The sequence below is a fragment of the Pseudomonas sp. Hp2 genome, assembly GCF_006386585.1.
Lineage (GTDB): Bacteria > Pseudomonadota > Gammaproteobacteria > Xanthomonadales > Xanthomonadaceae > Pseudomonas_S > Pseudomonas_S boreopolis.
In genome coordinates this window covers 240,766-256,718 of record NZ_VAHJ01000006.1, presented here as the reverse complement: position 1 = coordinate 256,718, position 15,953 = coordinate 240,766, and the positions used below count along the sequence as shown (strand labels likewise).

General features: G+C 67.5%; 16 protein-coding genes. 7 read left to right on the top strand and 9 right to left on the bottom strand.

The window, feature by feature from the left end:
• From FD678_RS17485 to FD678_RS20465, 3 genes are all read left to right on the top strand, one after another.
• Nucleotides 1-319: integrase core domain-containing protein (locus FD678_RS17485; RefSeq protein WP_218569816.1), on the top strand; the 319-nt coding region annotated here is incomplete at its 5' end.
• 594 nt (nucleotides 320-913) lie between these two features.
• Nucleotides 914-1,900, top strand: coding sequence for a TIGR02391 family protein (locus FD678_RS17480; RefSeq protein ID WP_140726884.1), 987 nt, complete (start codon nucleotides 914-916; stop codon nucleotides 1,898-1,900).
• 238 nt (nucleotides 1,901-2,138) lie between these two features.
• Nucleotides 2,139-2,435, top strand: a complete 297-nt coding sequence (locus FD678_RS20465) for a VOC family protein (protein ID WP_218569815.1) — start codon at nucleotides 2,139-2,141, stop codon at nucleotides 2,433-2,435.
• Nucleotides 2,436-2,554: 119 nt separating this feature from the next.
• On the opposite strand, the gene FD678_RS17470 is transcribed toward FD678_RS20465, so the two are convergent.
• Nucleotides 2,555-3,928, bottom strand: coding sequence for an alpha-L-fucosidase (locus FD678_RS17470; RefSeq protein WP_140726881.1), 1,374 nt, complete (start codon nucleotides 3,926-3,928; stop codon nucleotides 2,555-2,557).
• Between the two features lie 107 nt (nucleotides 3,929-4,035).
• Here FD678_RS17470 and FD678_RS17465 point away from each other — a divergent pair, with 107 nt between their 5' ends.
• Nucleotides 4,036-5,061 carry a sialidase family protein gene (locus tag FD678_RS17465; RefSeq protein WP_140726878.1) on the top strand — a complete coding sequence of 342 codons (1,026 nt, stop codon included), beginning with the start codon at nucleotides 4,036-4,038 and terminating at the stop codon, nucleotides 5,059-5,061.
• A 19-nt stretch (nucleotides 5,062-5,080) separates the two neighbouring features.
• Here the strand turns inward: FD678_RS17465 and FD678_RS17460 are convergent, their stop codons facing one another.
• The gene (locus tag FD678_RS17460) at nucleotides 5,081-5,476 is read right to left on the bottom strand and encodes a VanZ family protein (protein ID WP_140726875.1); all 396 of its coding nucleotides are present in this window, start codon (nucleotides 5,474-5,476) and stop codon (nucleotides 5,081-5,083) included.
• Nucleotides 5,477-5,479: 3 nt separating this feature from the next.
• A complete protein-coding gene (locus FD678_RS17455; RefSeq protein ID WP_140726872.1) occupies nucleotides 5,480-6,664 on the bottom strand; it encodes a class I SAM-dependent methyltransferase in 1,185 nt (394 codons plus the stop codon).
• A gap of 53 nt (nucleotides 6,665-6,717) precedes the next feature.
• On the opposite strand from FD678_RS17455, the gene FD678_RS17450 reads away from it, so the two are divergent.
• Nucleotides 6,718-7,455, top strand: coding sequence for a pteridine reductase (locus FD678_RS17450; RefSeq protein ID WP_140726868.1), 738 nt, complete (start codon nucleotides 6,718-6,720; stop codon nucleotides 7,453-7,455).
• Between the two features lie 241 nt (nucleotides 7,456-7,696).
• Here the strand turns inward: FD678_RS17450 and folK are convergent, their stop codons facing one another.
• Nucleotides 7,697-8,179, bottom strand: coding sequence for a 2-amino-4-hydroxy-6-hydroxymethyldihydropteridine diphosphokinase (folK, locus tag FD678_RS17445; protein ID WP_140726864.1), 483 nt, complete (start codon nucleotides 8,177-8,179; stop codon nucleotides 7,697-7,699).
• A gap of 125 nt (nucleotides 8,180-8,304) precedes the next feature.
• Here folK and FD678_RS17440 point away from each other — a divergent pair, with 125 nt between their 5' ends.
• Complete coding sequence (locus tag FD678_RS17440) at nucleotides 8,305-9,141, top strand: 20S proteasome subunit A/B (RefSeq protein ID WP_140726861.1); 837 nt, start codon at nucleotides 8,305-8,307, stop codon at nucleotides 9,139-9,141.
• A 225-nt stretch (nucleotides 9,142-9,366) separates the two neighbouring features.
• On the opposite strand, the gene FD678_RS17435 is transcribed toward FD678_RS17440, so the two are convergent.
• From FD678_RS17435 to FD678_RS17420, 4 genes are all read right to left on the bottom strand, one after another.
• On the bottom strand, nucleotides 9,367-10,872 hold the full coding sequence (locus tag FD678_RS17435; RefSeq protein ID WP_140726857.1) for an ATP-binding protein: 1,506 nt from the start codon (nucleotides 10,870-10,872) through the stop codon (nucleotides 9,367-9,369).
• Between the two features lie 5 nt (nucleotides 10,873-10,877).
• Nucleotides 10,878-11,318, bottom strand: coding sequence for a response regulator (locus tag FD678_RS17430; RefSeq protein WP_140726852.1), 441 nt, complete (start codon nucleotides 11,316-11,318; stop codon nucleotides 10,878-10,880).
• Nucleotides 11,315-13,129: a sensor histidine kinase gene (locus FD678_RS17425; protein WP_140726849.1), complete on the bottom strand. Its 1,815-nt coding sequence runs from the start codon at nucleotides 13,127-13,129 to the stop codon at nucleotides 11,315-11,317. Before FD678_RS17425 ends, FD678_RS17430 begins: the two co-directional genes overlap by 4 nt.
• A gap of 258 nt (nucleotides 13,130-13,387) precedes the next feature.
• Nucleotides 13,388-13,738 carry a BON domain-containing protein gene (locus FD678_RS17420; RefSeq protein WP_256661968.1) on the bottom strand — a complete coding sequence of 117 codons (351 nt, stop codon included), beginning with the start codon at nucleotides 13,736-13,738 and terminating at the stop codon, nucleotides 13,388-13,390.
• 145 nt (nucleotides 13,739-13,883) lie between these two features.
• Between FD678_RS17420 and FD678_RS17415 the strand changes: the two genes are divergently transcribed.
• Entirely contained in the window at nucleotides 13,884-14,933 is a 1,050-nt protein-coding gene (locus FD678_RS17415; protein ID WP_140726846.1) for an oxidoreductase, read from the top strand.
• Nucleotides 14,934-14,999: 66 nt separating this feature from the next.
• Here FD678_RS17415 and gnd read toward each other — a convergent pair whose 3' ends face one another.
• Nucleotides 15,000-15,917: a phosphogluconate dehydrogenase (NAD(+)-dependent, decarboxylating) gene (gnd, locus tag FD678_RS17410; protein ID WP_140726842.1), complete on the bottom strand. Its 918-nt coding sequence runs from the start codon at nucleotides 15,915-15,917 to the stop codon at nucleotides 15,000-15,002.
• Nucleotides 15,918-15,953: the final 36 nt, after the last annotated feature.

Genomic DNA, 15,953 nt, shown 5'->3' with positions numbered 1-15,953 from the left:
ATTGCGCACCCGCGCCCCGGCATGCGATACGCTGTTCCATAGTGATCGGGGGATCGAGTTCATGGCCGGCGATTTCCGGCGCCGGCTGGGCCGGGCGGGGCTGGCGCAGTCGGTCAATCGCACGCGACGCATGAACGACAACGCGCACATGGAGTCATGGAACAAGTCGATGAAGTCGGACCTGTACCACCGTCGCCGCTTTGACAGCGATCGGACGCTACGCCTGGCGATCGGTGACTACGTTCACTTCTACAACCACCAGCGGCTGCATTCGGCGCTGGGTTACCGTTCACCCGTCGAGTTCGAACAATGCGACTAGCAAACGAGTGTCCACTTTTCCGTAGGAACTCCCAGCCGCTTCGCGGCCCGGCTTAATTCAGACGTTAGGTGCTTGTGGATACATCCTCGTTAGCCAGTGCAACGATAGAAGCAATTCATACCTTCGCTTGCGAGCCAGTTCACCCTGCATGGGTTGACGCCAATACGACGCCAATTGCCACGTCCATGGCTGTACTGGAGCTTTCCACCGGGCGTCTGCTGCGGGTCGCGCCGTATGAGGTTGAGCTAGAGCCAGGGCAGTACCCATCGCTTGGCCTTGAGATCACAGAGTGCGATGCCACTGCCCTCCAATGGCAGGCACCTAGCGGCAAGAGTTACACCATGCAGCCCCTCGCTGCGGCGATGGCGTTACTTCCTTTTACCGTGCAGTCCGTGGTGGAGTCGGACCCGCTCGGCGAGGGGCCCATAAGTGAGATCTCGCTCAGTGGCGCTGGGGGTTCGCGCATATTGTTCCGTCACATCATGCCGCCAATGACACTTGGCATAGCAGTTGCGCTCCCCGGCCAAGCACCTAACAATTCATTCAAGCCGAAGCCGCTTCGCGGTGCGGCTTAATTCAGGCATTAGGGGGCACATGGAGACTTCCGAGAACCACGACGACCATCAGTACAACTGGGTCATGTTTGAACGCGAGACAGTTGAGTTCGTCGTTCGTGCAATTGACTTCTACCTCTCACTCTTGGGAGAGGTAGAAGCTGAACTATCCTCGGACCCCGATCTAGCGGCCCTTATCACGGATGACAAACGTCGCGAACTAGGACTTAAGCGCGATAAGGAGCGGACGCTACGGATCAAGAGGTGGCTCGAAGAGAAGCTTTCTGATAGAGAGAACTCATGGGATGTGAGTTTTTCGCCAAGCCATTGGCTCGTAAGGTTCATGAAATCAGTCGGCCTTCTGTATCTAGCCAAGTTAAAGAAAAGCCGAAACTCCTTAGCAAGTCGACCCAATGTGACATCTTCCACTCTTTCTGCCGTTGATCGTGAGATCAGCGCTAAAGAGGAGACGTTTCTCACAGCTGGCGTGTTCAAGAACGCGTCGCCCTTAGAGCTTCTTGCCAGCTATGGCGATGTCACTCCAGCTCCAGGAGCCAAAACATCGTCTCAGGAAACACCACTCCTATCCGAAAACCGCCCCAGACCTGTTCTGATGGGCTCAATTGAGATCCTGGATCATGAGTTGCGTACTCGATGCCTCGATCTATTCAACCAATTCCAAGAGACGGGACAGAGCGAAAGAAATGACACGGTTGTGTCAGAGGCTGCTCGAATACTTGAGAATCGCCTTCGAACGGTGACTTCCTGCGAGGATGGAAAGAACGCAAAGCAACTCGTGACTCTTGCGTTCAATGTTGACAAGCCAATCCTCGTCGTGAGCAATGTTCGTGCGGAGCAGGAAGCGGCTCAACTTTTGTTTCTTGGCACGTTCGGATTCATCCGGAATCAGGTTCAACACAAACTTTTGGGAGATATGCCCGCCGATAGGGTGTTGCAGATACTCGGCTGGATTGATTATCTCTTGGCCGTAATATCTCAATCAAAGGTTCCGGGCCGTGCCCCCTAACAATTCATTCAAGCCGAAGCCGCTTCGCGGCTCGGCTTAATTCAGGCGTTAGACCGCAAAGAAAGTCTTCCACACTTTGGAGAAGAGCATGAGACGTGTCACTGGGATTGGCTGCATTTTCTTCAAATCCAAAGACCCAAAAACACTCGGTGCTTGGTACCGCGACCACCTCGACCTGGACGTGACAGATTGGGGCGGTGCAATCTTCCAATGAGGCGGTCCCGAGAGGCAGCCGGGCATGACCATCTGGAGCCCATTTGCGCTGGACACAGACAAGATGGAGCCGAGCGCCGCCGCCTTCATGCTCAATTTCCGAGTAGCTGATCTCGACACACTTCTTGCAGCGTTGCGCGCTGAGGGCTGCAACGTGCTGGACAGCACAGAGTCATCGGACTTCGGCAAGTTCGGATGGGTGATCGACCCGGACGGCAACAAAGTAGAGCTATGGAGCCACCGGGTGGGCAATAGCTGGCTGCGGCCTAACAATTCATTCAAGCCGAACCCGCTTCGCGGGTCAGTTCAATTCAGGCGTTAGCCATCGTGCCACCGAGGCCTGTGCAGCGTGTCGATGCAAGGCGACGCGTAGCAAGTAGCGACGGGGACAGGTTCGCCTCACCAGGCGGACCTGCCCCTATCCGGCGCCGCATCTCCAACTCAACGCACCGCGCCCTTCCCCGTATCGAACAGCTGGAACTCGCGGATATGCACCGCGTCCGCGCTGGACAGGATGTTCAGGCGCACCTTGCTGGTGGTCACCGGGGCGAAGTGGTCGATCTTCATGCGGCCGATGGCCTGCGCCTGCGCGAGGCGCACCCACTTGCCGTCCTGCCAGGCCTCGACCGCGTACTTCTGCACGAGCTGGCCGTCGTTGATCCACTCCATGCTCAGCGCCGCGTCGAAGGTGACCGGCTGCTTGAACTGCAGTTCCAGCACCGCGCTGTGCGAGCCTTCCGGCGCGCTCCAGAAGGTGTCGCGGTCGCCGTCCACCGCCGCGGCGATCGCGCCGGGATTCTTCAGGTTGCGCGGCACCAGGTTCCTGTCCGCGCCGTAGCGGGCCTGGATCGCTTCGCCCATCTCCTTCAGGCGCTGCACGTCGGCCTCCGGCAGCAACCCGCGCTTGTCCGGGGCGACGCCGAGCACCAGCTGGCCGCCCAGGCCCACGCTCTTCTCCCAGATCTCGACCAGTTCGTCCACGCTCTTGAGCGTCTCGTCGCTGTTCGGATGCCAGAACCACTGCAGCTTGTGCAGTGGCGTATCGACCTCGACCGGGCGCCAGCGCAGGTAACCGTGGCGATCGATCACGTTCCAGTTCTCGCCCTCGATGAAGCCGGCCTCGTTGCCGACCCAGCGGATGTCGCCGTACTCGAACAGCGCGGTGTCGGCGAACACCATCGCGTTCGGCTGGTAAGTGCGCAGTTCTTCCATGTATTTGTCGAAGTCGTAGACATGGCCGGCGCTGCCGGCGCCGTCCAGCCACCACTCGGTGATCGGGCCGTAGTGCGAGGCCAGTTCCACCAGCTGCGCGGCGTAGAACTTGTCGTAGGCCTTGGAATCGGCGTACTTGGGCTCGTGGCGGTCCCACGGCGAGAGATAGATGCCGAAGCCGAGGCCTTCCTTGCGCACCGCCTCGCCGGTCATCTTCACCAGGTCGCCCTTGCCGCCCAGCCACGGGCTGTTCTTGACCGAATATTCGCTCTGCGCGGTCGGCCACAGCGCGAAGCCGTCGTGGTGCTTGGCGACCAGGATCAGGTACTTCGCGCCGGCGGCCTTGACCGCGCGCGCCCACTGGCCGGGATCGACCTGGGTCGGGTTGAAGACCTTCGGGCTGGCGGTGCCGTCGCCCCATTCCTGGTCGAGCCAGGTGTTGGGATTGAAGTGCACGATCACGCCGAACTCCAGGTCCTGCCATGCCACCTGCTGCGGCGAGGGCTTCACCTCGGCGAAGTTCTGGGCGATCGCGGCCGGCAGGGCCAAGGCCAGGCCGAATCCGGCCAACCAGCGCAACGGGGAAAGCGGGCGTCGTTTCATCGCGGATCCTCGAAGGGGGTCGGCGGCCGGCGGGCCGCCTGAACCGCGAGCATATGGTATTTAATAGATCATATACAGGTATATCACCAATCTCACGGACCCATTCCATGCCGCGCTTGTTCGCCCTCGCCGTCCTGGCCTTGCTGTCGTCCACGGGCGCTGCGGCCGCGTCGTCGCCGATCGTGCTCGGCGAATTCGTCGCCGCGGCACCGCCCACGCCGCAGAGCCACGCCTCGACCATCGTCGAGACCCGCGATGGCCGGTTGCTGGCCGCCTGGTTCGGCGGCGAGCACGAGGGCGCGCCCGACGTGGCGATCTGGCTGAGCGAGCGCGATGCGAACGGCTGGTCCGCGCCGCGCAAGGTCGCCGACGGCGGCACCCAGCCGGCCTGGAACCCGGTGCTGTTCCAGCCCGCGCACGGCCCGCTGCAGCTCTACTACAAGGCCGGCCCGAACCCGCGCCAGTGGTGGGGACTGCTCGCCACGTCGGACGACGACGGGCGGCACTGGTCGACGGCGCGGCGCCTGCCTGGCGGCATCCTCGGGCCGATCAAGAACAAGCCGCTGCAGTTGCCCGATGGACGCATCCTCGCCCCGAGCAGCACCGAGGCCGATGGCGAGCGGTGGCGTGCCCATATCGAATGGAGCGACGACGGCGGCACGCACTGGCAGCGCGGCGGCGACCTCAACGATCCGGCCCAGATCGGCGCGATCCAGCCCAGCCTGCTGCTGCACCCGGACGGTCGCCTGCAGGCGCTCGGGCGCACGCGGCAGGACCGCGTCTTCAGCACCTTTTCCGAGGACGGCGGCGAGACCTGGTCGCCGATGACCCTGCTCGACCTGCAAAACCCCAACGCGGGCACCGACGCGACGATGCTGCGCGATGGCCGCGCCCTGTTGGTCTACAACCCGGCGGTGGCCGGCAAGGACTGGTGGGACGGCCGCGGCACGCTGGCGGTGGCGCTGTCCCGCGACGGCGTGCACTGGCGCCGCGTGCTGACGCTGGAACACAGCCCGAAGGACGAGTTCTCCTATCCGGCGGTGATCCAGGCCCGCGATGGCCTGGTGCATGTCACCTACACGTGGAAGCGCCGGCGCATCAAGCACGTGGTGATCGATCCGGCGCGGCTGTAGCTTCTCTGTGGGAGCAGCATTACCGGAACAACTTCCGATCCAACGCCTGCAACCAGCCACGCGCCGGCGTCCACGCCAGCGCCAGCCCCGCGACCACGCCGACCGCGTCGGCCAGCGCATCGGCCGGATCGGCGCTGCGCGTGGCGGTCAGCGCGCCCTGCAACACCTCGATCAGCACGCCCATCAGCAGCAGGCCCAGCGCCGGCCGCCACAGCGTCGCGCGCCGCGCATGCAGTTGCGCCGAAGCCGCGGCGAGAAGGAAATAGGCCAGGAAATGCTCGACCTTGTCGCCGCCTTCCGGCACCTGCGGCAGGTCCGGCGCCGGCAGCAGGCAGACCGCGAACACCACGGCGACGCCGATCCACCAAAGCCCCTGCCACAGGCGGGGCCGCGCGAACGGACGCAAGACCGGCACGACCTACAACCGCCAGGTCAGGTCGCCCATCAGGAACGCGGCGTTGAGATCGACGTCGCGCGAGAACCCCATCACCTGGAAGCGCTCACCCATCTCGCTGGGCAGGGTCAGCCGCTTCACCTGCTCGCGCAGGCGCACGCGCCCGACCTCGTCGGTGCGGGTATCGGCGACTTCCAGCAGCTTGTGCAGGCCATTGCCGAGCAGGAAGCTGGCCTGCGTGCAATAGCCGGCCAGGCCGAAGCCGGCGCCGGTGCCGGCTTCGGCCAGCGCGGTGAAGTCCACCGAGGCGGTGAGGTCCTGCAGTCCCGGCCAGCGGTACAGGTCGTCGTGCACCCGGTGGCGATAGAACGCGCGCAAGGTGCCGTCGGTGCGCTGCGGCTGGTAGTACTCCGAACGCGGATAGCCGTAGTCGACGAACAGCATCGCGCCGCTCTTCAGCCCGCCCGCGACCGCCTGGATCCAGTACGGCAGCTGCGGCAGCAGTTCGGAACGGTAGCCGTTCTCGAACGGCCGCTCCAGGTACGCCTCGATGTGCCGGACCGCGGCGACCATCAGCGGATCGGCCGGCTGCATGCCGCGCACGAAGCGCCCTTCGCCGTCGAGCGCGACGGTCTCCTCGTGGATCTCGCCCTCGTGGATCAGGAAGCGCGGGGTCGGCAGCGCGTCGATCACCTCGTTGGCGAACAGCACGCCGTTCCAGTCGTCGGCGAACGGGCCGTCCACCCATTCGACCAGGTCGAACACCGGCGGGATCAGCGACTTGCCGAGCCGCTCGCGCTGGCGCTCGCGCAGGTCGGCGCTCGGCTCCAGGATCGCATAGCGTTCCGGCAGCGCGTCCAGTTCCAGCAGGCGCTTGAGCGTGACCTCGGCGAACGCGCCGCTGCCGCCGCCCAGTTCGAGCATGCGCGACTGCGGGCCGAGCTGCTGCAGCACCGGCGCCAGCGCACCGGAGACGGTGGCGGCGAACAGCGGCCCCAGCTCCGGCGCGGTGACGAAATCGCCGGCCTCGCCGAACTTGTGCGCGCCGGCGCTGTAGTAGCCCAGGCCCGGCGCATACAGCGCCACTTCCATGAAGCGCGAGAACGGGATCGCCCCGCCCGCGGCCATGATCTCCGCCCGCAGGTGGGCCGCGAGCCGCTCGCTGTGCTCGAGCGCGTCGGTACCGGGAGGGGGAAGGTCGGCGTGCATGGCGGGATCGATTGCGTGGACAATGCACAGGATAGCCGAGCGGGAACCACGCGATGTCTTCAACTGCCAAGGTCGTCCTGATCACCGGCGGCGCGCGCCGCATCGGCGCGGCGATCGCCCGCCGCCTGCACGCGCGCGGCTGGGACCTCGCCGTGCACGCCCATCGTTCCGGCGACGCGCTGCAGGCGCTGGCGGACGAACTGCTGGCCCTGCGCCCGGGGAGCGTGGCGACGCTGCATGCGGACCTGCGCGACCCGCAGGCCCCGGGCGGGCTGGTGGCGCAGTGCCTGGCGCGGTTCGGCGGGCTGGACGCGCTGGTCAACAACGCCTCGAACTTCTATCCGACCCCGCTCGGCGGCGCGACGCCGGCGCAGTGGGACGACCTGTTCGCGGTCAACGCGCGCGCGCCGTTCTTCCTCGCCCAGGCCGCCGCCCCGCACCTGCAGGCCCGCAGCGGGGCGATCGTCAACATCACCGATCTGCACGCCCGCCAGCCGCTGCGCGACCACGCCGTCTACACCGCGGCCAAGGCGGCGCTGGCGATGCTGACGCGCTCGCTGGCGCTGGAACTGGCGCCGCGCGTGCGCGTCAACGCGATCGCGCCCGGTGCCATCCTGTGGCCCGAACAGGGCAAGAGCGAGGCCGCGCAACAGGCGCTGCTGGCGCGTACGCCGCTCGCGCGCACCGGCACCCCGGAAGAAGTGGCCGAGGCGGTGCGCTGGCTGCTGGAAGACGCCGGCTACGTCACCGGCCACACCTTGCCGCTGGACGGCGGCCGCACGCTGTCCTGACAACGCGCGCCGCCGCCGCGGGAGCCAGCTTCCATTGGCTCTTGTGGGAGCGGCTTCAGCCGCGATGGGTTTTTCCCATTGAACCCCTGCACAGGGATGTGCAGGCTGTTGCAGAGGGATCTGCACGAAAGCCCCATCGCGGCTGAAGCCGCTCCCACAGAAGCCGCTCCCACAAAAGCCGTTCCCGCAGAAGCCGCCCGCGCCCACAAGCGCCGATGCGCCCAGCCAGACCCATCCGGCGCTACAGCGCCACCACCTCGAACGCCCGGTCGTGGTCCGGATGCGCCCGCCACAGCTCGGCCAGCGTGCGTCCGGTCACCGGGTCGACGAAATCCGGCGCGATGTCGGCCATCGGCCGGAGCACGAAGGCATGCTTCAGCTCCGGCCGCGGAATGCGCAGGTGGCCCGGCCCTTCGACGATCGCATCGCCATAGAAGACGATGTCCACGTCCAGGGTCCGGTTGCCGAAGCGCGGACCGCTGCGGTCGCGGCCGTGGCGGTCCTCCAGCGCATGCAGCCAGGCATCCAGCGCCGGCAGTGCCATGTCGGTCTCCAGCGACACTGCATTGTTGAGGAAATCCGGCCCGTCGAAGCCGACGGCCGGGGTCAGGTACGCGGGCGAAACGGCCAGCTCGCCGAACGCCGCGCGCAGCTCGCGCAGCGCCGCGCCCAGATGGCGCGCCGGTTCGAGGTTGCTGCCGAGGCTGAGAAGCACCGTGGTCATGCGATATTCGCGCATGCGCGGCGGGGCAGCGTCAACCGCGGCGTGCGGCCCGGCGGCGCGGTCCCGCACTAGTCACCGCCCCGCCGCGGTGCATAGAATCGGCCTGCACAGCCACGGGCAGCACCATGACCTATTGCGTCGGCATCGAAACAGACGAAGGCCTGGTCTTCGCCGCGGACACCCGCACCAATGCCTCGCTGGACGACGTGCGCGTCCATCGCAAGCTGCATGTGTTCGAATACCCGGGGCAGGCGGTGTTCGCGATCATGTCCGCCGGCAATCTCGCCACGACCCAGCTCGCCCTCGCCAAGCTGCAGCGGGACGCGGACGACGGCGCGCCGCGCAGCCTGCGCGCGTTCCGCCACCTGTTCGAGGCCGCCGAGTACGTGGGCGAGGTGCTGGTATCCAGCCAGGCCAAGCTCAGCGAACAGGCCCAGCAGAGCGGCGTAAGCACCTCGGCCACGCTGATCCTGGGGGGCCAGATCGCCGGCGAGCGGCCGGGTCTGTACATGATCTACCCGCTCGGCAACGCGATCGCCTCCTCGCCGGAGACGCCCTACATGCAGATCGGCGAGTCCAAGTACGGCAAGCCGATCCTGGACCGCATCATCCGCCCGGAGATGAAGCTGGAGGACGCCGCCCGCACCGCGCTGGTGTCGCTGGACTCGACGATCCGCTCCAACCTGTCGGTCGGCATGCCGATCGACCTGGCGCTGATCCGCACCAACGACCTGCGCGTCACCGAGCGCATGCGCCTGGAGGCGGATACGCCGCTGTACGCCGACATCCACGAGAACTGGTCGCGCAAGCTGGAGAATGCGGTGCGCACCTTGCCGCGCTTCCCCTGGGAGCCGGCGCTCCCCGAAGCCGACACCTCCGCGGCGCCCGGCGCCCTGCCGCCGCTGCCGCCCCGGCGCTCGGCGATCCGCCGCGATCCGGAGGACCAAGCGGCGCAGCAGTGAAGGGGTGGGATTCGGGATTCGGGATTCGGGATTCGGGATTCGGGATTCGGGATTCGGGATTCGGGATTCGGGATTCGGGCAAGGGTCCTTGCCAAGACCTGGCTGTCAAGCGATCCGATGTTTCTCCTGGGGGTTTCAGGCCACGGTAGGCCGGCAAAGCCCGTCGAGGCCGATCCCCCTGCCGTAGCCGGCGTCTCTCCGAAGCCGGCTTCTACGAATCCCGAATCACGGCTCTTCCAACGCCATCGCCACGGCACGGAACACCCGGCGCATCTCCAGCGGCTTGTGCAGCACATGCACCGGGATCTCGGCCGGATAGTGCTCGTGCTGCAAGGGCGAACCGATGTCCTCCAGCACGATCGCCGGGCCCTGGTAGCCGAGTTCCTGCATCGTCAGCAGCAGGCTCACCGCGGACAGCAGGATGATGTCGCTGTCCACGATCACCAGGTCCGGCAGCACGTTCTGCTGGGCGTACTGCAACGCCGCGGCGCCATCGATCGCCAGGTGCGGCCGGTATCCCTGGCTGGACAACGCGTTGCCCAGCAGCGACAGCCGCGTGGCCTCGCCGTCCACCAGCAGGATGCGCTGGCCCCTGCCCGGCACCAGCGGCGCGTCGGACTCGACCTCCGGCACCACGCCGGCGCGCACCGGCAACACCATGTCGAAGCTCGTGCCCTTGCCCGGCGCGCTCTCCACGCTGATGCTGCCGCCGTAGGACTCGACGATGCGCTTGCACGAGACCAGGCCCAGGCCGGTGCCGTCGGCCTTGGTGGTGAAGAACGGGCTGAACAGCCGGGCGCGGGTGTCCTCGCTCATGCCCACGCCGGTGTCGGCCACGCTCAGGCGGACATGCTCGGCATCGGTGGCGGCGGCGGAAAGGGTCAGCGTGCCGCCGTGCGGCATCGCCTGCAGCGCGTTCAGCCCGAGATTGAGCAGGCATTGCTGCAGCTCGGTGTAGTTGGCCTCCACGCTCAGCGCGTCGTCGGCCACGTCCAGCCGCAGGTGCACGCCCTCGGGCAGGCTGCTCTTGAGCAGCAACTGCACGGCCTGGAACAACTGCGGGATCGCCACCTGCTCGCGCGCCTTGCTCGAGCCGCGCACGAACGAGAGCATCGATTCGGCCATTTCGTGCCCGCGCCGCCCGCATTCGGCGATGACGTTGGCGAGCTGGCGCAGCTGCGGATCGTCGGTACGCCCGGCCAGCAGGTCGGGCACGATCAGCAGCGGCTGCAGGATGTTGCGCAGGTCGTGGCTGAAGCCCGCCGCGAGCAGCGCCAGGCTCTCCAGGCGCTGCGCGCGCATCAGTTCGGCTTCCACGCGCCGGCGGTCCATGTCCGCGCGCGCCTCGCGCACCGCGCGCGCCACCGCGGCCGGCAGGCGCGTGGGATTGTGCTTGATGATGTAGTCGTTGGCGCCGTCCTGCAGCGCCTTGACCGCGGTCTCCTCGCCCATCGTGCCGGAAACGAACACGAACGGCATCGCGGCGTTGTTCTCGCGCACAACGCGCAGCGCCTGGTAGCCGGAGAAGCCGGGCATGCTCAGGTCCGACAGCACGATGTCCGGCTGGAACGACTCCAGCGCCAGGCGCAGCGACGACTCGCTGTCCACCCGCTCGAAGACGGCGTCCAGGCCGGCTTCGAGCAGTTGGTCGGACAACAGTTCGGCGTCCTCCGGCGAATCCTCGATCAGCAGGATCCGCAGCGTGCCGAGCTTTGCGGCTTCGTTCGACATCGCGCTCAACCCAGCTCCGGTGCCTGGTTGATGACCGCCCAGAACGTGCCCAGGGTCTTGACCGCGTTGAAGAACTGGTCGACGTCCACCGGCTTGACCACGTAGGCGTTGACGCCCAGGTCCCAGCTGAGCGCCAGGTCGCGCTCCTCGCGCGAGGACGAGAGGATCACCACCGGCAGGCGCTTGAGCTGCTCGTCGGCGCGGATCTGCTTGAGCACTTCCAGCCCGTCCATGCGCGGCATCTTGATGTCCAGCAGCAATACCGCCGGCAGGCCTTCCTCGCGGCCGGCGAACGCGCCCCGGCGCAGCAGGTAGTCCATCGCCTCCACGCCGTCCTCCACGTGCACGATCGGGTTGGCCAGCCGGGCCTCGCGCAGCGCGTCGACGGCCATTTCCGCGTCGGCGGCGCTGTCTTCGGCGAGCAGGATGGTGCGAATGGAGGTCATGCGTTGGACTCCGTGTTGGCCGCTTCAAGCGCGGGAGGCAGGATGAAATGGAAGGTGGCGCCCTGGTCGACAGCGCTCTCGGCCCAGATGCGCCCGCCATGGCGCGAAAGCACGCGGCGCACGCTGGCCAGGCCGATGCCCGTGCCGGGATATTCGCTGGCCTTGTGCAGGCGCTGGAACACGCCGAACAGCTTGCTGGCGTAATCCATGTCGAAGCCGGCGCCGTTGTCGCGGACGGCGAAATGGTGGCTGCCGTCGGGCAGCGCCTCGTAGTCGATCTCGATGCGCGCCACTTCGCGCTTGGCGCTGTACTTGACGGCGTTGCTCATCAGGTTCATCCACAACTGCCGCATCATGTTCTCGTCCGCCACCAGGATCGGCAACGGGGCGATCCGCCATTCCACCCGGCGCGCGGAATTCTCCGCCTGCAGGTTGGCGTCCAGGATCGAGCGCGTCTCGGCCACCAGCGACTGCATGTCCACCGCCTGCATGCGCATCGCGCTGCGGCCCAGGCGCGAGTACACCAGCAGGTCGTCGATCAGTGCCGCCATCCGCTGCGCGGAGCTGCTGATGACGTCCATGTAGTGGCGCGACTTCTCGTCCGCCTGCTCGCCGAGGTGGCGCGACAGCTTGTCGGCGAAGCCGGCGACGTGGCGCAGCGGCGCGCGCAGGTCGTGCGAGACCGAGTAGCTGAAGGCCTCCAGTTCGCGGTTGACCTCCGACACCTGCTCGATCTTGCCCTCCAGCTGCCGGTTGAGCTCCTGGATGCGCCGCTGCGCAGCCTTCTGCAGGCTGATGTCGCTGACCGTCATCAGCACCACTTCGTCCTCGGAGCCCGGCAGCAGCATGCGCCGCGCGTTGAGCAGCATGGTCCGCACCACGCCGTCGGCGGCGCGCTGCTCGTGCTCGAAGTCCCACAGCTCGCGCCCACGCAGCAGGATGTCCGACAGGCGCTGCTGGATCAGCACGTCGTTCCAGGCGCCGCCGCCCACGTCCTTCAGCAGCAGCTGCTCGGGGGCCTTGGCGCCTTCCTCCAATCCGTACAGCTCGGCGAAGGCGGGGTTGTGCAGGATCACCCGTTGCTGGCCATCCAGCAGCACGATCGGCTCGCGCACGGTCTGCAGCACCGCGGAGGCGCGGCCGCTGGCATGCAGCAACCCGCGTTCGGCCACCAGGCGCCGGCGGATCTGGCGCTGGAGCAGCCACACCACGGTGCCCAGCAGCAGCAACTGCACCACCAGCGCGGTCCAGCTCAATACGTTGTAGAGCGTGCGCTGGCGCTGCATCTCGCCCTGGCGCAGCGCCAGCAGGCGCGCTTCCTCGTCCTGCACGCCGTCGATCAGGGCGCGCACCGGGCTGCGCGTGGTCATGTCCTCGATCAGGACGCGGATCTGCGCGGGATCGCGCGTGGTGGCGATTTCCTCCGCGGTCGCCATCCGGCGTTCGACGGTGGCCTCCGTGCGTCCGAGCCGCAACTGCTGGCTGGGGTTGTCGCGGGTCAGCACGGCTAGGCGCGCCAGTGCCGCTTCGGCTTCCTGGCGGCCTTCGGCCATGCGCTCGCGCAGGATCGGCTTGTCCACGTCGTGCGAACGCGCCAGTGCGGCCGATTCCAGGTCGCGCAGCGACGCTTCCAGGCGTTGCGCCTGCTCGCGCACTTCCTGGCTGTGCGATGCGCGGTTGGCAGCGCTGTCGGCATTGCGCGCCATCTGCTGCAGCAGCAACGAGGGAACGACGACGATCAGGAACACCGCCAATGCCAGCAATGGCAGGCGCCAGCGGTCCCATACGTCTGCACTGCTCGTTGCCTGCATCGATCCCTTTCCCGTCGTTCGCCGTGGCGATAGCGCGACATTGTCCGCCATCACGTTCCTGTCGTGATTAACCGTTAAGATTTCCCGTCCCGTCACTTTACTGAACGTCGCCGAAAACCGGCAATCGTAAGTGCACTCCGCGTGAAGAACGCGCGGACGTTCCGGTTTCCGCTTTCCCCTCCCCATGAAGAAGGGCGCGTCGTCGACGCGCCCTGCATCCCCGCCGATGGCTCGCCATCGGCGAACTGCCCTGCCCTTTTACCTGCCGCCCACCTCGAGCCCGCTGGCATCGACGCTCTTGACGCCCTTGATCGCCCTGGCGGTGGCCACGGCCTTGTCGCGCTCGGCCTGGCTCTTCACGGTGCCGGACAGGCTCACGACGCCATTGCGCGTCTCCACCTTGATGTCGGTACCGGACACGTTGCGGGTCGCCAGCAGGTCGCTCTTCACCTTGGTGGTGATCCAGGTATCGGTCACCGGCTCGTCGGATTCCATCTTCGAACCTTGCGGCGGCGGATCGACGGCCCACGCCTGGCCCGCGACGGCCAGCAGGCCCAGCGACAGCGATGCAGCCAGCACAGGGGAAATCATCGGGTTGCGCTTGCTCATCTCGGCTCCTCCTGGGATAGGTACGATCCATGTTCCGCGCAGGGCGTACAGCGCGCGTGACCGCCGCGGGCGTCCCGCCGCGTTCCCTTCATCCGGCCTTGACTGGCTATCATCCGGGCACCCACCCATTCAGGCATGCATCGCCATGGCCGGATCCTTCAATGTCGCGCTGCTCGGCTACGGCTACGCCGGACGCGTCTTCCACGCGCCCCTGGTCGCCGCCACCGACGGCCTGCGCCTGCATACCATCGTCTCCAGCCAGGCTGCGGCCGGCCGGGATTTCCCGGGCGCGCGCTGCCTGGCCGAGCGCGGACAGGCGCTGGCCGACCCGGACATCGATGCCGTCGTCATCGCCACGCCCAACGATACCCATGCCGCCCTCGCCTGCGAGGCGCTCGCCGCCGGCAAGCACGTGCTGGTCGACAAGCCGTTCGCGGTCACCGCCGAGGAAGCCCGGCGCGTGCTGGCGGCGGCCGAGCGCGCGGGCCGCGTCGCCAGCGTGTTCCAGAACCGGCGCTGGGATGCCGACTTCCTGACCGTGCAGCGCCTGCTCGATGCCGGGGAGCTCGGCCGTGTCGCCGAGTTCCATTCCCACTTCGACCGGTTCCGGCCGCAGGTGCGCGACCGCTGGCGCGAGAGCGATGCGCCCGGCGCGGGGCTGTGGTTCGACCTCGGCCCGCACCTGCTCGACCAGGCCCTGCAGCTGTTCGGTACGCCGCAGGCCATCCAGGCCGACATCGACGCGCAGCGCGAACGCGCGCGCAGCGACGACTGGTTCGACATCGTGCTGCACTACCCGCGCATGCGGGCCGTGCTGCACGCCGGCTCGCTGGTTCCCGATGCGCGGCTGCGCTTCGCCGTGCACGGCACCGGCGGCAGTTTCGTCAAGCACGGCCTGGACACGCAGGAGGACGCCTTGCGCGCGGGCCGGCGCCCGGGCGGCCCCGAGTGGGGACTGGACCCGAGCGATGGCGTGCTGACCCGCGTGGACGAAGAAGGCCGCTCCCATGCGACCGCCGTGACCAGCGAGCGCGGCGACTACCGCCGCTGCTACGCGCAGTGGCGCGACGCGATGGCCGGCACGGCGCCTGCGCCGGTCACGCCGGCGCAGGCGCTGCGGTTGATGGAACTGCTGGAACTGGCCGTGCGCAGCGCCCGGCTCGGGCAGCGGCTTGAGGTTCCCTCCGCCGGCTGACGTTGCGGGCGCCATGGAAGCGGCGCGAGCTGCGGAGGCTCGTCGCGGCCCGTGCCGCCTCCGGCGTCATCCGCCCTCGGCCTCGGTCTTCACCGCGTGGCCGCCGAACTGGTTGCGCATCGCGGCCAGCAGCTTGTCGGTCAGCGAATCCTTGTCGCGCGAGCGCAGCCGCTCCAGCAGCGACAGCGTGATCACCGGCGCCGGCACGTCGAGGTCGATCGCCTCGGCCACGGTCCAGCGGCCTTCGCCGGAATCGGCCACGTACGGGGCGATCCCGTGCATGTCCGGGTTCTGCTTGAGCGCCTCGGAGGTGAGATCGAGCAACCACGAGCGGACCACGCTGCCGTCGCGCCAGATCTCGGCGACCTGGTGCAGGTCCAGGTCGAATTCCTGCTTGCGCTGCATCAGCGCGAACCCTTCGGCGTAGGCCTGCATCAGGCCGTACTCGATGCCGTTGTGGACCATCTTGGTGAAGTGCCCCGCTCCGCTCGGGCCTACCCGGCCCCAACCCGCGTCCGGCCGCGGCGCCAGCGTCGACAGGATCGGCGCCAGCCGCGCCACCACCGCCTCGTCGCCGCCGACCATCAGGCTGTAGCCTTCCTTCAGGCCCCAGATGCCGCCGCTGGTACCGCAGTCCACGTAGCCGATGCCGTGCGCGCGCAGCGCCTCGGCGCGCCGCTGCGAATCCCGGTAGTAGGAGTTGCCTCCGTCGACGACGACGTCGCCCGCCGCCAGCAGCGGCTGCAACTGCGCCAGGGTGTCGTCGACGATCTGCCCGGCCGGCACCATCAGCCAGACCACGCGCGGGCTGGGCAACGCGGCCACCAGCTCGGCCAGCGATGCGTACGGCGCGATGCCCTTGGCCCGGGCGGCGTCGCGGGCGGCCTGGCCCGGATCGAATCCGCCGACGCGATGGCCGCCCCGCACCAGGCGCTCGGCCATGTTCGCGCCCATCCGCCCCAGCCCCACCATTCCCAGTTCCATGCTTCACCTCGATCAGGTTGTTGTCGTCAGAGTGGC

Excerpts from the sequence above, each read along its gene's own strand:
- FD678_RS17430 (WP_140726852.1), bottom strand. The coding sequence starts at position 11,318 with ATGACCTCCATTCGCACCATCCTGCTCGCCGAAGACAGCGCCGCCGAC.
- FD678_RS17425 (WP_140726849.1), bottom strand. The coding sequence starts at position 13,129 with ATGCAGGCAACGAGCAGTGCAGACGTATGGGACCGCTGGCGCCTGCCA.
- FD678_RS17420 (WP_256661968.1), bottom strand. The coding sequence starts at position 13,738 with ATGAGCAAGCGCAACCCGATGATTTCCCCTGTGCTGGCTGCATCGCTG.
- FD678_RS17440 (WP_140726861.1), top strand. The coding sequence starts at position 8,305 with ATGACCTATTGCGTCGGCATCGAAACAGACGAAGGCCTGGTCTTCGCC.
- FD678_RS17480 (WP_140726884.1), top strand. The coding sequence starts at position 914 with ATGGAGACTTCCGAGAACCACGACGACCATCAGTACAACTGGGTCATG.
- FD678_RS17450 (WP_140726868.1), top strand. The coding sequence starts at position 6,718 with ATGTCTTCAACTGCCAAGGTCGTCCTGATCACCGGCGGCGCGCGCCGC.
- folK (WP_140726864.1), bottom strand. The coding sequence starts at position 8,179 with ATGACCACGGTGCTTCTCAGCCTCGGCAGCAACCTCGAACCGGCGCGC.
- FD678_RS17455 (WP_140726872.1), bottom strand. The coding sequence starts at position 6,664 with ATGCACGCCGACCTTCCCCCTCCCGGTACCGACGCGCTCGAGCACAGC.
- gnd (WP_140726842.1), bottom strand. The coding sequence starts at position 15,917 with ATGGAACTGGGAATGGTGGGGCTGGGGCGGATGGGCGCGAACATGGCC.
- FD678_RS17435 (WP_140726857.1), bottom strand. The coding sequence starts at position 10,872 with ATGTCGAACGAAGCCGCAAAGCTCGGCACGCTGCGGATCCTGCTGATC.
- FD678_RS20465 (WP_218569815.1), top strand. The coding sequence starts at position 2,139 with ATGACCATCTGGAGCCCATTTGCGCTGGACACAGACAAGATGGAGCCG.
- FD678_RS17465 (WP_140726878.1), top strand. The coding sequence starts at position 4,036 with ATGCCGCGCTTGTTCGCCCTCGCCGTCCTGGCCTTGCTGTCGTCCACG.
- FD678_RS17415 (WP_140726846.1), top strand. The coding sequence starts at position 13,884 with ATGGCCGGATCCTTCAATGTCGCGCTGCTCGGCTACGGCTACGCCGGA.
- FD678_RS17470 (WP_140726881.1), bottom strand. The coding sequence starts at position 3,928 with ATGAAACGACGCCCGCTTTCCCCGTTGCGCTGGTTGGCCGGATTCGGC.